The sequence below is a fragment of the Pseudomonas sp. 58 R 12 genome, from assembly GCF_900005865.1.
In the GTDB taxonomy this organism is placed as follows: Bacteria; Pseudomonadota; Gammaproteobacteria; order Pseudomonadales; family Pseudomonadaceae; genus Aquipseudomonas; species Aquipseudomonas tritici.
Genome location: NZ_CVTP01000024.1, coordinates 263,352 through 276,341, shown reverse-complemented (window position 1 = coordinate 276,341; position 12,990 = coordinate 263,352). Strand labels below are relative to the sequence as shown.

Annotated in this window: 13 protein-coding genes; 5 read left to right on the top strand and 8 right to left on the bottom strand. The window is 57.5% G+C overall.

The window, feature by feature from the left end; genetic code table 11:
* Window positions 1–47: 47 nt before the first annotated feature.
* Genes BFP95_RS22050 through BFP95_RS22040 form a run of 3 tightly spaced genes read right to left on the bottom strand, consistent with a single transcriptional unit; the run spans window position 48 to window position 3,091 of the window.
* Window positions 48–1,145, bottom strand: a complete 1,098-nt coding sequence (locus BFP95_RS22050) for a DNA alkylation repair protein (RefSeq protein WP_065872317.1) — start codon at window positions 1,143–1,145, stop codon at window positions 48–50.
* Between the two features lie 30 nt (window positions 1,146–1,175).
* Window positions 1,176–2,522, bottom strand: coding sequence for a glutamine synthetase family protein (locus BFP95_RS22045; RefSeq protein ID WP_065872316.1), 1,347 nt, complete (start codon window positions 2,520–2,522; stop codon window positions 1,176–1,178).
* A gap of 11 nt (window positions 2,523–2,533) precedes the next feature.
* Window positions 2,534–3,091 carry a helix-turn-helix domain-containing protein gene (locus BFP95_RS22040; protein WP_065872392.1) on the bottom strand — a complete coding sequence of 186 codons (558 nt, stop codon included), beginning with the start codon at window positions 3,089–3,091 and terminating at the stop codon, window positions 2,534–2,536.
* Between BFP95_RS22040 and BFP95_RS22035 the strand changes: the two genes are divergently transcribed.
* The 3 genes from BFP95_RS22035 (at window position 3,080) to BFP95_RS22025 (ending at window position 5,170) form a co-directional block, all read left to right on the top strand.
* Window positions 3,080–3,505: a nuclear transport factor 2 family protein gene (locus BFP95_RS22035; RefSeq protein WP_225930683.1), complete on the top strand. Its 426-nt coding sequence runs from the start codon at window positions 3,080–3,082 to the stop codon at window positions 3,503–3,505. The two genes, BFP95_RS22040 and BFP95_RS22035, sit on opposite strands and share 12 nt — an antisense overlap.
* An 85-nt stretch (window positions 3,506–3,590) precedes the next feature.
* Window positions 3,591–3,899 (top strand): RcnB family protein, encoded by a 309-nt coding sequence (locus BFP95_RS22030; RefSeq protein ID WP_065872314.1) that lies wholly within the window; start codon window positions 3,591–3,593, stop codon window positions 3,897–3,899.
* Window positions 3,900–3,976: 77 nt separating this feature from the next.
* Window positions 3,977–5,170 carry an MFS transporter gene (locus tag BFP95_RS22025; protein ID WP_065872313.1) on the top strand — a complete coding sequence of 398 codons (1,194 nt, stop codon included), beginning with the start codon at window positions 3,977–3,979 and terminating at the stop codon, window positions 5,168–5,170.
* On the opposite strand, the gene BFP95_RS22020 is transcribed toward BFP95_RS22025, so the two are convergent.
* Together BFP95_RS22020 and BFP95_RS22015 are read right to left on the bottom strand one after the other, a co-directional pair.
* A complete protein-coding gene (locus BFP95_RS22020; RefSeq protein ID WP_065872312.1) occupies window positions 5,133–5,405 on the bottom strand; it encodes a DUF1652 domain-containing protein in 273 nt (90 codons plus the stop codon). The two genes, BFP95_RS22025 and BFP95_RS22020, sit on opposite strands and share 38 nt — an antisense overlap.
* A gap of 132 nt (window positions 5,406–5,537) precedes the next feature.
* The gene (locus tag BFP95_RS22015) at window positions 5,538–7,031 is read right to left on the bottom strand and encodes a PAS domain S-box protein (RefSeq protein WP_065872311.1); all 1,494 of its coding nucleotides are present in this window, start codon (window positions 7,029–7,031) and stop codon (window positions 5,538–5,540) included.
* A gap of 196 nt (window positions 7,032–7,227) precedes the next feature.
* Between BFP95_RS22015 and BFP95_RS22010 the strand changes: the two genes are divergently transcribed.
* Window positions 7,228–8,196 (top strand): hypothetical protein, encoded by a 969-nt coding sequence (locus BFP95_RS22010; protein ID WP_065872310.1) that lies wholly within the window; start codon window positions 7,228–7,230, stop codon window positions 8,194–8,196.
* Window positions 8,197–8,244: 48 nt separating this feature from the next.
* Here BFP95_RS22010 and BFP95_RS22005 read toward each other — a convergent pair whose 3' ends face one another.
* The 3 genes from BFP95_RS22005 to BFP95_RS21995 form a co-directional block, all read right to left on the bottom strand.
* Window positions 8,245–9,408 carry a hypothetical protein gene (locus BFP95_RS22005; protein WP_175403024.1) on the bottom strand — a complete coding sequence of 388 codons (1,164 nt, stop codon included), beginning with the start codon at window positions 9,406–9,408 and terminating at the stop codon, window positions 8,245–8,247.
* A 14-nt stretch (window positions 9,409–9,422) separates the two neighbouring features.
* The gene (locus BFP95_RS22000; RefSeq protein WP_065872309.1) at window positions 9,423–10,310 is read right to left on the bottom strand and encodes a nitrilase family protein; all 888 of its coding nucleotides are present in this window, start codon (window positions 10,308–10,310) and stop codon (window positions 9,423–9,425) included.
* 112 nt (window positions 10,311–10,422) lie between these two features.
* Window positions 10,423–12,372, bottom strand: coding sequence for a flavin monoamine oxidase family protein (locus BFP95_RS21995; RefSeq protein ID WP_065872308.1), 1,950 nt, complete (start codon window positions 12,370–12,372; stop codon window positions 10,423–10,425).
* 261 nt (window positions 12,373–12,633) lie between these two features.
* Here BFP95_RS21995 and BFP95_RS21990 point away from each other — a divergent pair, with 261 nt between their 5' ends.
* On the top strand, window positions 12,634–12,978 hold the full coding sequence (locus tag BFP95_RS21990) for an FKBP-type peptidyl-prolyl cis-trans isomerase (RefSeq protein ID WP_065872307.1): 345 nt from the start codon (window positions 12,634–12,636) through the stop codon (window positions 12,976–12,978).
* Window positions 12,979–12,990: the final 12 nt, after the last annotated feature.

Sequence of the window (12,990 nt, the reverse complement as noted above, 5' to 3'; positions counted from 1 at the left end):
AGGCAAGCCAGCTCCCACATTGGATCTACGGTATTTCTGAAACCAAGTCAGGCGCGCAATTCGAACTCCGCGCTGCCCAACCGCTCTCCATTCACCAACACGTGCACGCTATGCCTGCCGGGGTAATGCCTGCGCGTGGTCAGCTCGCGGATATGTTGCTCGCGCCGGATGCTGAGATGTTCCCCCGCGTCGAGAGTAAACGCCTTGAGCTTGAACACCTTTGCCGCGCTGTGCCCGGCACTTTTCACATAGTCGATGGCGTAATCCACCACCAGTTTTTGCGCAGTGTCGGCGGTAGATTCCAGGCTGAAGGACAACTCGATCCGTTCCCCCAGGTTGATCACCGCCGGCGTCACCTTAAGGTCATGGATCGTCACCTCGGCCCTGGCCCCGGCGCCCATGATCGTCAGCGCCCGGGTATTGCCTTGCTTGATCAGGCTGCGCAAGGCGTGGCGGGCGATCCAGGCGGTGTGCGGGTTGTCCAGGTTCCAGCCCTCGATCAGGCTGAGCACCCACTCCGGGTGGTCCTTGGTGATGTCGTTGAGGTGGTTGGCCACGGACTTGCGCACATAAAGGCTGCCGTCAGCCTTGAGGTTGTCGAGGATGGACGCGCACAGTTCGGGGTTCGCCTGGACTTCGGCCAGGCGGAACGACCACGGCAGACGCGGCCGCGAGCCTTCGCTGGCGAGGCGGCGCACGTGTTCGTTGTCATCCAGCGACCATGCCTGCATCACCGCCAACGTGCGTTGGAAGTCATCCAGCAGGAAGTGGCGGATGGCGAATTCGGCGGAGCCAAAGGTGGTGAAGTATTTGAGTGCAGCCATGGAGCGCTTGAAGTCATCCCGCCCGTAATTCGCCACGAAGTGCGGCAGGAACAGGCTGACGAACGCGCTGTTCAGGCGCGGGGCGAGGGCGTAAAGCAGCTTGAGGGTTTGCGCATAATCCAGCGGGATCACTGCATGCAGGCTCTCGCTGACCCGCGCCATGCGCTGCATCACCGACAACTCCGTCAGCCCGGACTTGGCGTGCTGGAGGAAGCCCTTGGCGTCGAACGCCGGGTACACCGCCGTCATTTCCGTGGCGATGTGGTGCAGGCGTTCGAGGTTGAAGATTTCCTTGAGCGCCGGGGCGCTTTGTTCGGTCATCGGTGATTCCATGCAGGTGTATGGGCAGATTCAGAGAAACCAGCGGTATTCCCGCGCAGGGATCTCCTGCTGGAAAGCCAAGTGGTCCTGGCGTTTGTTCTCGCAGTACACGTCGATAAATTCGGCGCCCAGCTTATCGCGCAATACCGGTTGATGCTGCATGGCGCGCACGGCGTCGAGCATTTCCACGGGGAAGTCGGTGCCGCTGTTGCGGTCCTCGTTCAATGGGGCGATGGGTTCGCGCTTGGCTTCCAGGCCGTGCTCCAAGCCCACCAAAATCGCCGCCAGCACCAGGTACGGGTTGGCATCCGCACTGGCCAGGCGGTGCTCAATGCGCAGGTTGCGCGGGTCGGACTCGGGAATGCGCACGCACGCATCACGGTCTTCAAAGCCCCAACTGGCGCGCGTTGCCGCGTTGACCGCGCCGCCCAGGCGGCGAAAGGCGTTGTGGTTGGGCGAAAAGATCGGCATGCAGTGCGGCAGCAATTCCAGGCAACCCGCCACGGCGTGGCGCAGCGGTTGTTGCTGGTGCGCCGCCAGCAAATTATTGCCCGCGCCGTCATACAGGCTGACATGCACGTGCATGCCGCTACCGGGGAATTGAAGATAGGGTTTGGCCATGAAGCTCGCACGGTAACCGTGCTTGAGCGCTACGCCGCGGGTGCTGCGACAGAACAGGGCGGCCCAGTCGGCGGCGCGCATACCGTCGTCGAGGTGACCGAAGTTGATTTCGAACTGGCCGGGGCCGATTTCGGCGGTGATCACTGTGATGTCGATGCCTTGGTCCTTGGCGGATTGCGCCATGTCGTCGAGCACTTCGCTGAAGCGTGACAGCCGTTCGATATGCAGGTTGGGTTGGTCGTCAGGGTCATCACTCAGTGGGTCGCGGGCGCATTGCGGCAGGCCATTGTCGAGTTTCTTATCGAACAGGTAGAACTCCAACTCGAACGCTACCACCGGGTGAATGCCCTTGTCTTGCAGGCGTTCCAGCACCCTCGCCAGCACTTCACGGGGTTCGAATTCGATGGGGGCTTCGGTGCCGTCTGAGGTGATCAGCATCTGGCCCAGCGGCTGCGACTCCCAGCTCACCGGCTTGAGCGTGCCCGGCACCAGACGGCGGTTGGCATCCGGGTCGCCGTCGTTGAAGCAATAGTCACCAATCTTGAACAGCCCTCCCTGAACCCCCAGCAGCACGGCGTTCTGCGGCAGCTTCAGCGGGCTGCCGGCGGCGACTTTTTCCAGCATCTCGATGGGGTAACGCTTGCCGTAGAAGTGCCCTGGAATGTCCAAGGCGATCAGGTCTACGTACCGCACGTCGGGATGGTTTTGGCGAAAGGTCCGTACTTCGGCCAGTAACGTGGTGGCATGGCTTTTCACGGGTGCAGCTCCTAGTTGTAAACCCACAACACGCGGGCGGGCAGGTCGGTCAGATTGGCGTAGCGGCAATGGGCGAAGCTGGCCAGGTGGAAGCTGTCGCCGGGGCCGAGGGTGACCGGATCGGTCTCACCTTCGACCCACAGCGTCAATTCGCCCTCCAGTACAAAACCCGCCTGCTCGGCGCGGTCGCTCATGGTTTGTTCACCGCTGTTGGCGCCGGGAGCCAACAGACTGTCGAGCATCGAAAAGGCGCCATTCATGCTTGGCGAGACGAGGATGTCGGTGATGCCATTGGCGTAATACACCGTGCGCCGCTCGTTGGGCCGGGTGATCCAGTCCACCGCCTTGGGTTTAGGTTGGCTGTAGAAGTACGTGGTGGGGACGTCGAGGGCATGGCTGATGGCGGTCAAATCGGCCACGGTCGGGCGTGACAGACCGCGTTCGACCTGGGACAGGAAACCCACGGAACGCTCGATTTTTTGCGCGAGCTGGGCGAGGGTGAGCTTCTTGTGCTTGCGCAGGTCGTGGATCAGTGCGGCCAGGGTGGCGAGTTCTTCTTGTGGAGTCATGAAATTTATTTCGATAAATTTCATGAAAAATTACAGGATTTATTTCATGGAGGCAATGAAATGGATTTAGGCGCGCACTTGTTTGAGCTTGAACAGGAGCTACAGCAAACGGCTACCCGTTCGAATGCGGCCCGGTTGGCGCAGCTGTTGGCGGATGATTTTGTTGAGTTTGGTGCCAGTGGAAATGTATGGGGCAGTAAGGCAGAGGTGATTTCCGGACTGCAGGATGAGGTGTTTTCTGCGCGCCGTATAACTGATTTCACGGTGAAAAGGCTGACTGAAGGTGTGGCTCTTGTGACCTATCGCTCTCATCGGGACGCAGGTGGGGCTTCGCTGCGCAGCTCGGTATGGCGAGTAGAAGAAGGGCAGTGGCGGATGGTGTTCCATCAAGGCACACCTGTGGCAGTTGCCTAGCTCACTCCGAGGCAAGGCTTGATTGAATGATCAGACGCGCCAGCGGTCCGAACCTGGGTAAGCGCCATTAATTGAAGGAGCACCCATGAAGTCCAAGTCCCTAATCGCCTGCCTGTTGGTTGCCGCCAGCCTGTCCACCGCCAGCTTTGTCGTGCAAGCCGGTGATACCCCCCAGGAAACCGTGCAGCCTTCGACTATCAACGCCCGTGACTTGAAAGAGGGCGACCGCGCGCCGGATATGTTGATGCGCAAGGAATCAGCCGTCAGCGACTGGAAAAAACACGGCCTCAAGCAGCCTGAAGAAGACAGCCAGTGGGCGCGGGTGGGCGATAAATTCGTCCTGCTCAAGACCACCAACGGCACCATCCTTGAGATCACTCCCGTCAAGAAATGACCTTGCATTTTTGCCCTGTTCCTGAGTTAAGGTAGCCGGCCGTAATGGCCGCGTTACCTTCCAGGAAAGAGAGCAGGATGCTTGCCACAATAAGAAATTACCCCCGCACCGTTAACCTGTTGCTGTCCGCCACGTTGATGCTCACGTTGGCCAAGGCGATCACATTTCCGTACCTGGTGATCTACCTCACCAGCCACTTTGCCCTCGATATCACTCAGGTCGGCCTGGTGATCGGCAGTTCGCTGATTGTCGGCTCGCTGCTCAGTGTGTATGGCGGCTTCCTGGTCGACCGTATCAACAGCTACCGACTGTTGCTCGGCATGAGCGTGCTGTTTGTACTGGGCTTTATCGGCACGCTGCTCGCGCAGGATATCTGGACGTTCTACAGCTGCCTGATCCTGATCAACCTGGCTTACGCGGTGATCGATATTGCGGTCAAAGCCGGTTTTGCCAGCTTGTTGCCCGAAGAGGCACGCAGCGAAGTGTTTTCCATCAAGTACACCCTGACCAATATCGGTTATGCCGTAGGGCCTTTTTTCGGGGCGATGATTGCCAAGCTGGACATCAGCTTGCCGTTTATCCTTTCGGCGCTATTGGGGGTAGGGTTTTTCCTGCTGTATTGGCGTTGGGGTGACCGTACGCTGGCGACCGTCGATGCCACGCAAAAGCCGGTGCCCTTTCTTGCCGTTGGCCGCGTGCTGTTGCGCGATCGTCGCCTGGTCTGCTTCACCGTTGGCGGCGTGCTCAGTGCCGTGGTATTTGGTCAGTTCACCGCATGGCTGTCACAATATTTGGTCACCACCACCACCGCCGAATACACCTACACCGTGGTCAGCGCCGTGCTGACCACCAACGCCGTGTTGGTGATTGCCCTGCAGTATGTGATTGGTCGGCGCATCTCGCATCGCTACTTGGGCCAGTGGCTGATCGCAGGACTGGGCATGTTCATGCTGGGGATCATTGGTTTTGCGCTGTCCACCAGCGTGCTGTGGTGGGTATTGGCAATGGCGGTGTTCACGGTGGGGGAGATCATCGTGTTTCCGGCCGAGTACATGTTTATCGACCGCATCGCTCCGGACCACCTGCGCGGCATGTACTACGGGGCGCAGAACCTGTCCAATCTGGGGGCCGCCCTGGGGCCGGTGTTGTGTGGGCTGGTGCTGGCCAGCCTGCCGGCCCACTACATGTTTTACATGCTGGGGGCGTTTATCGTTGGGGGCGGGGTGTTCTATTTCATTGGTGCGTCGCTGAAGGCAAGTCATCCAGCGTGAGCTTGCCGACGGTGTTGCATTGCAGTTCGTAACGCAGCTCTTCCACCATTTTTTCAACTTCTTGCGGGGTCTGCAGCCGGTTCGTGCTGATCCCGGTGACGACCAGATCAACCCGGCCGGTCTCCGCGTCGTAGACCTTGAGGGTCAGCGAAGCGTCCCGGCACAGGGTGAATTCGCACGTCAGTGGCGACAGACCTTCTTCGATGCAATTGCGCAGTTGAGAGAGGGTAAACATGGGGGTTCCTTCAGGGTGTAAATGCGGTGGCACACGATCAAAGCCTTGTGCCCACGCCCTGAAGGTTAGGGTTTACTTGCCCGCGTCATAAGTTGAATTCGCACTAGCCGCACTAGTGCATTTGCACCGCGTTCACTTGTTCTTGAGCCGCAACTCGCCGGCAAACAGTCCGCGTTCGCGGGCCCAAACGATCGCTGCACTACGACTATGCACCCCCAGCTTGGAGTACACCGTGGCCACATGGTTACGCACCGTGTTGGGCGCCAGTTTGAGGCGCGAGGCAATTTCCTTGTCAGCCAGCCCTTCGCAGATCAACCCCAAAACATCCCGTTCGCGGGCCGTGAGGTCGGTGAACGCGACATTCGGCAGGTTCGGGCTGTTGACGCTTTTGGCGTTCGCCAGTTTCTCGATCAGTGTCTGGCTGAACCATGAAGCGTCTTGCATGACTTCCTCGATGGCGGCCACCAGTTCCAGCTCCGAGCGCTTGCGTTCGGTGATGTTCATCAGCACCAGCAGGTAGCAGGGCACATCCTGAATGATCACGGTGTCCGCGGACACGACACAGTCGATAACCTCATCGCCTTTCTTGCGCACCTTCAAATCCTGGCCGTCAAAGCTTCCGGCTTTTTCCAGGGTGGTGAACAACAGGGCGCCAGCCGGTGCGCTGTCGATAAAGCCAATTTCTTCGATGGCCTTGCCGATCAATTCTTCGCTGGTGTACCCCGTGATCGTCATGAACGCCTCATTCACATCCACCACTTGACGGTTCGCGGCGCTGCAGACCAACGTCGGCACCGGGGTCAGGCGAAATGATTTGGCAAACCGTTCTTCACTCTGGCGCAGCGCGGTTTCGGCCTTGCGCCGAGGCTCCAGGTCCGTGAAGGAGAACAGCATGCAGGCCTCTTCGTTCATGTCCAGCGGCTGGCCGGCGACGATCACCAGTTTGCTGCCGCCTTCGGGCAATCTCAGTTCGGCCTGCATCTGCGGTATGGTCGCGCCATCGCCCAGGCGCTGGATCGCCAGGTCCTTGCGCTCGGCCTGCTCCAGCACGTCCAGCTCATAGACGGACTTGCCGATGACTTGGTCGCGGTTGTAACCGGTCATCTCCAGAAAGCCTTGGTTGACCTTGATATAGCGCAAGTCGCTCAGACGGCAGATCACCGCAGGCGCCGGGTTGGCATTGAAGGTTTTCTCGAAGCGCTGCTCGGCACTGGCCCATTCGGTGGCGTCGCTGAGGATCAGTACCAGCAGCTCCGGTTCGCCACGCGAGTCGGTGATCACCAGACTGCGCAGGCGGTGCACCCAGGTTTTGTCCGAATCGGCGTTTGGAATCACCTCCACCACGACGTCGCTGAATTCGTCGCCAGCAGCAGCACGGGCCAGGGGATAGTTTTCCAGCGTCAGTGGGTGATTGTTGCGATAGCGCAGCGTGAAGCGCTCGGCATACTCCTGCGCATTCGCGCCTAGCCCCATCACGTCGCCCACGCCGTGCATGTTCAGTGCGGCTTCGTTGGCCCACAGGATGGTCTGGTCGACCTCGGCGAGAATGATCCCATCGGATAGTCCGGAAATGATCTGCTGCAGTTGGCGGCGGTTGGTTTCTTTGGCGAGGACGTCCTGGCTCATGATTTCTCCGGATAAAAGCGTATAAAAACTCCGACATCCACGCTTCAGGATAGTGCAGAGAATGTGAGGGGGCCCAAGTGCGAATGCATCAGGCGATCTGGTGCATTTGCGCCACGACCGAACGGATGTCGTTTCGCCACACTCCCACTCAACAAGGCACATTGCCTTGCTCCCATAACTTGTGAAGGACCTCTGTATGACCACTGTCTATGAAACCAATCGCTCGCTGTTTCGCGTGTCCTGGAGCTCGGTATTGGCCGGTAGTGCAATTGCCCTGGTGACCTACCTGGTCCTCAGCGTGCTCGGCACTGCCATTGGCGCCAGTGCAGTTGAACCAATGGAAGCGGGCAACCCATTGAGCGGTTTCGGCACGGGCGCGGGCATCTGGCTGTTTGTCTCCACCCTTGTAGCGATCGGCGTCGGCGCCTTTGTCGCCGGCCGTACTGCACCGGATCGCGGTGGCCTGCACGGCGTGTTGACCTGGACCGTCACCACCTTGCTCACCACTTGGCTACTCGCGGGTCTGGCTGCCAGTGTGGTTGGCACCGCCGGCAACATGGTGGGTAAAGGCTTGTCGGCTGCCGGTAGCGGTATTGCCGCGGCGGCGCCTGGCATTGGCGACAGCGTCAAGCAGCAACTGAACGAACAAGGTATTCAACTGGACTGGAACAGCCTGCAGGGCGAACTCGATACGTTGCTCAAGCAGAGCGGAAAACCAGAATTGGACCCTGCGAACGTCGAGCAAAAAGCTGACCAAGCCAGCGCTGATGGCAAGCAAGCCGCGACGGATGCAGCGACCAATCCCGCACAGGCTGGCGACCAGTTGAAGCAGTGGTTTGAACGCGTGAAAGCGTCCGGTGAACCTGCGCTGAACGCGGCGGATAAAGAAGCACTGGTCAACATCGTGGCGGCGCGTACCGGCAAGAGCAAGGAAGAGGCCACGCAGATCGTCGATAACTACGCCCAGGCTTATCAGCAAGCCATGCAGAAGGTCGAAGAGCTGAAGCAACAGGCTGAACAGAAAGCCCGTGAAGCGTCTGAAGTGGCTGCCAAGCAGATTTCCCGTGCGGCCTGGAGCGCCTTGGCGATGCTGCTGTTGGGTGCGGCGCTGAGCTTCTTTGTGGGGCGTATGGCGCTGACTAATCGTCGTGTGCCGTTGGCCTGACTTCTTGTGATGAGGGTGGTGAGAGGGGGACCTCTCACCACGCTTTTGCTAAACCACTAACCCTCCCACGACTGGCACGATGATCAGCGTACTCAACGCCATAGAAAGCACGTTACCGATGTAGGGGTGGAAGTGAGCCGGCAACTTTCCCGCGATGGCGCACGCTAAAGGCGGAGCAATCAATGCACCGAGCAGCGCACTTGAACCCATCACCATCCAACTTCCTCCATGGGTCAACACGGCAGCCGGTACCACTGACACCAAGGGAACATAGGTGGGATACCATCCTCGCTTGATCCACTCATGTCGCCAGATGACCACGCCCAGCGCAGACGTCAATGCTTGCGCGCCTATCAGGTGCAATATGAGGCCTGAGCCGTACGCCGGGCTCACGGGATTCAGGGCGTACGCCAATAGGACTCCCGCCAACAGACCCAGACTGGCTAGCTCGTTGCCGAAAAAAGGGGCTTCGGAGAAATCTGCCAGCACCCGGCGCAGGCTCCAAGTCACGCCATAAGTGGGAAGAGCGGCAGGCTTCGGTTTGGCCGGTGGGGTAAAGTCCGAGCGCACCATAGAGGGCATCCAACGACATAGCATAAACGCGATCACGCTACCGATAGCCATGCCCATCACGTTGCCAATCACCGCCGGCAACCCCAGCGGCACGCAGACGACGTTGACGATCAACAGGCACATCGGCGTAACCAGCACTGCGCCAAGTGCTGCGCCAGTGAGGGTGACCTTCCACCCGCCGCCAAACATCAGCACCATGGCTGCCGGCAACGAGACGAACGCCGCGAACGTCGGTTGCCATGTCTCAGCGGTGACAGCCCATCCCCACAGCAAGTTGCTGAGTAGCAGGCCGAGCAACGAGCTGGTTATCAGCCAAGGCCATAATCCGGTCCCATAGGAAATGGAGAAACCTTGCCAGGCCTTCCCCTTCCGGCTGGCCCACCAGGCCAGGTAGGCACCTCCCAGCAGGCCGAGCGACGCCAGTTCATGTTTGTAGAAAGCGACCTCGCTGATATCGCCAAGTACCCAGCGCAGCCAGGCAACGGGGTGTGGAAGGCTTTGCACCATATCGGTGTAGCCAGGCCAGGGCTCGGTGAACGCTAACCACACAATGATCAGAGCGCTGGTCAGCGCAATCACAACAACAGTCCTGTCAATGTTGGGCCAGGGGGTTCGTGGTTTTTCTAAGAGGTTACCCATAGTCAACCCTCCAATCAGCGCGGCAGGGCAGGGTGTTGGGCGTAACCGAGCATTTGATCGTAGAGATCATTGCGTCGATCGCGTTGCAGGTCGTTGAGGCTGTTCCAGATCGGTGCACTGCGGGCGCTGGTGATATCAATGTCGGCGAACAAAATCTCCTGGCGATTGGCCGAAGCGACAGCGCCAATCGGCCAGCCATTGGTTCCGGCAATCAATGAGCATCCGAGGTAACGGGCGTTTCGCTCCTCGCCAATGCGGCTGGCGGCAGCGATAAACACGTTGTTGACGTGGGCGGCGGTCATCGTCAGGTATGACGCCATGCATTTGCCCGCTTCATCGAATAGCGGCGGTGGTGTCCACACCCAGTTGTTCAGGCTACAAATAATATCTGCGCCTTGTTGGCTGAGAATGCGTGGCACCTCCGGGAACCAGATGTCCCAGCAAATCAGCAAGCCAATACGGCCGATCGGCGTTTCAAATACCGGAAAGCCTGTATCGCCGGGGGTGAACCAAAGCTTTTCCAGGTTCCACAAATGCGCTTTGCGGTATTTTCCGATGTAGCCTTCGGGCCCTAACAGCACGGCCGTATTGAATAGCTGCATACCGTCTATTTCACACAGGCCTGCTACCAGATACACCTGGTGCCTGCAGGCAAACTCTATCCACGCTTGCACGCTGGTACCGTCTGGCACTCGCTCTGCGTGATCAAAAGCATCCTGGCGGCTGCTGAAGAAATACCCGCAATTGGTGAGCTCGGGCAACACGATCAGGTTGGCTCCGCCGCTCGCGGCTTCGGCCGCCAGTGCGAGGCTCTGACTCAGGTTATTGGCGCGGTTGGCCATGCCGACCTGTGGATCAAGTTGAATGACCGCTACGCGTGCAGGGCTTACTGGTTCGCTCATTGAGGTGACCTCTTATTGTTATACAACCGGAAGATGGTTGGATGTTTATAAGAGGCGACAATATGTTTAATTAAAAGTCAGACGGTTCTCGTTGCTACGTAGTCTATTTCCTTTATTGCTCGGTTTTGTATTCTGGGTAGTCCTGCATATCAAAGCCGCCGTTGAAGTTGGCGCGTGTTTTATTGCAGATGTTTATCACTGTGTCGACGGCGCCTCTGAAGCAAGGCTCAGTCCAGCCAGCATCAACGGAAAACGACTCGCCGCAGAGATAAAGTCCCGACTTATGAGAGAAGTCCCTGTTGTATTTCATTAAGGACACCGCGTGGTAGTAGGTGCCTGCGCGATAGAGCTTTGCACAACCCAGCGAGTGTTTGTCGTTCATCCAGCGTTGAACGACTGCCTGTTTACGGCCTATATACGGTGAGATTTTTTCTTTGATGTTTGTGGACTTCAAGAGGATTCGGTCTAGCTCCTTTATGCATTTATCGACCAGTTGTTCGTCGTCAAATACCGATAGCTTGGTAGCGTCGTCTTCCCACGTGTAGCTGAGCAGGATGCAGTCATAGGTATTATTATTGTGGTAGCGGTAGGTATATACATCATGTAGCCAGCTGTCCGTAATGATCGCTTGAGGTATGTTTTTGTTATCTGAAAGAAACGACTTTTTCAGTGGGGCGTAGACTTTGCAGCTGGTTTCCCAGTGGGCGGTTTTATAGGCTTCTATAATGTCGAATGGGAGTGTTTTCTGGTTGAAGTTTTCAATTGGTATTTGTGTCTCGATCAGCCAGGAGGGGAGTGTCATTACGACAGAGTCACAATCGATAAATACGTTTTCCGTTTGATCTTTTTGTGTGGCGTTCCAGCTGTAATACACGCGTATTTTTCCGTCCTTGAGTTTTTTTAGTTTTGTCACTGCACTGCGGGTCAGTAAACCGGATGGGCTCTTTAAAAGGTGTTCGTACAAAGATTCATCAGTCTCGTCGGGCTTTATGAATAGCAGCGATTCCGCCAGCGATCCAAGGCCAATATAGTGTGGTTTGTTAAATTTAAGCCCTCTGGAGTCCAGGGTCTCTTTAGCATCCAGGTACGGTGCGTCCATGGGGGTACCGTCTGCGTCAACCCGACCGTGAATCAACTGCAGATGACTGCTGAATCCAAATATCGCCGTGCGCAGAGGGTAAAGCGCGCATACGTCATAGAAGGCGCCCCAACTACCATCACCAATTCCGATGGCGTAGAAAACCGCAGATTCCTGGGCACTCATACCCAGGCCGCCAAAGTTTCCAGGATCACTGTGGTGCCACGTATCAATACTTGGCAGCTTGACCAGGTCCCGAAAGGACATACCTTCGTATTTTCTTACTATCGATGCCCACATGTCCTCCCAGCGTTCGGAGCCGTAATATTCGGAGACGCACAGCGTCATACGCTCGGCAAATGTCTTCCATTTCGCGAAAACGTTACCCAGCGTTTGCCCTGGCGGGGCTGTTTTTCCATCGGCGTTTTTCCATATCAGTAGGGTGGGTTCACTGCTGTTATCTATGCTCCCTTCTCTTAGGAATATACCGGTTGAGCGGACTGCCGGGCTGCCCGGGTTTGGAAAGTCTGAATGGCGCAAATCGAATTCGTTAGCGTAATAGGCCATCAGTGAACGACCGTCTTTGGGCGGCTCATTTGTCTTGTTGAAGAACGGCATCCTCATTGCACCCATCTCGAAAGGGGGCCTGCCTGGCGTGTTGGTGTGATTGCTCCCAAGGGCGGTAAGGTGTCGGCCGCCAATACGCTTGGATTTTTCAAGTAAGGTAATGTTTGTGAACCCGCACCTGTAAAGCTCGCGCGCAGTCGTCAGGCCGGTAATGCCAGCGCCAATAACGCAGATTTTATGATCGGGTTCAGTGGCGTGGGCAATCCCGTTTACCTGTTCAACCAACGCGCGATAGTCAAAGCACAGGTCGGGTGGATTGGGGAATGTTGCCCTCCATTTGTTCTCGGTAGAGCGCTTTTCTCGATGCTGCCGCTGGGCAATGTCTGCGGGGTAGTTGAAGCCGGAACCGATGGTCATTCTGATATTCCCTATTCAGAGTAATGAACGCTTCATAGGTTGAGCGTTGGCACTGGACGCGAGAAATAGTCTGAAGGTGTTTTTGGGGGAGGGAGCGTCGTGTTTTTTTGTAAGTGCATTTCAAGCAGCAAGCGCAGAGAGAACCCTCTCCCCCTGAAAGGCGCTGCGGCGTGTCGCAACTATCAGTGTTGCGTTTGAAGCTTGCCAAACCCGTTTGATTCTGGGAAAAACGCCATCCTTTGCGTCCTAATGAGACCCCCCATGAGCCACGACGAACTCCAGATCACCGACATCCGCCTCGGCACCGGCAAAGCCGTGGTCAAGGGCGCGTTGATTAACACCCAATACACCGGCACCCTGGAGGACGGCACGGTATTCGATTCGTCCTGGGAGCGCGGCAAGCCGTTCCAGTGTGTGATCGGCACCGGGCGGGTGATCAAGGGCTGGGACCAGGGTTTGATGGGTATGCAGGTGGGCGGTGTTCGCACCTTGTTCGTGCCGGCGCATCTGGCGTATGGCGAACGGTCGATGGGCGCGCATATCAAGCCCAACAGCAACCTGCGTTTTGAGATTGAGTTGTTGGAAGTGCTGACGCGAGATGATTGAGGGCGGATGAAC

Coding starts and splice junctions, on each gene's coding strand:
- BFP95_RS21995 (WP_065872308.1), bottom strand. CDS start 12,372: ATGACCATCGGTTCCGGCTTCAACTACCCCGCAGACATTGCCCAGCGG.
- BFP95_RS22025 (WP_065872313.1), top strand. CDS start 3,977: ATGCTTGCCACAATAAGAAATTACCCCCGCACCGTTAACCTGTTGCTG.
- BFP95_RS22040 (WP_065872392.1), bottom strand. CDS start 3,091: ATGACTCCACAAGAAGAACTCGCCACCCTGGCCGCACTGATCCACGAC.
- BFP95_RS22010 (WP_065872310.1), top strand. CDS start 7,228: ATGACCACTGTCTATGAAACCAATCGCTCGCTGTTTCGCGTGTCCTGG.
- BFP95_RS22015 (WP_065872311.1), bottom strand. CDS start 7,031: ATGAGCCAGGACGTCCTCGCCAAAGAAACCAACCGCCGCCAACTGCAG.
- BFP95_RS22030 (WP_065872314.1), top strand. CDS start 3,591: ATGAAGTCCAAGTCCCTAATCGCCTGCCTGTTGGTTGCCGCCAGCCTG.
- BFP95_RS22000 (WP_065872309.1), bottom strand. CDS start 10,310: ATGAGCGAACCAGTAAGCCCTGCACGCGTAGCGGTCATTCAACTTGAT.
- BFP95_RS22020 (WP_065872312.1), bottom strand. CDS start 5,405: ATGTTTACCCTCTCTCAACTGCGCAATTGCATCGAAGAAGGTCTGTCG.
- BFP95_RS22050 (WP_065872317.1), bottom strand. CDS start 1,145: ATGACCGAACAAAGCGCCCCGGCGCTCAAGGAAATCTTCAACCTCGAA.
- BFP95_RS21990 (WP_065872307.1), top strand. CDS start 12,634: ATGAGCCACGACGAACTCCAGATCACCGACATCCGCCTCGGCACCGGC.
- BFP95_RS22005 (WP_175403024.1), bottom strand. CDS start 9,408: ATGGGTAACCTCTTAGAAAAACCACGAACCCCCTGGCCCAACATTGAC.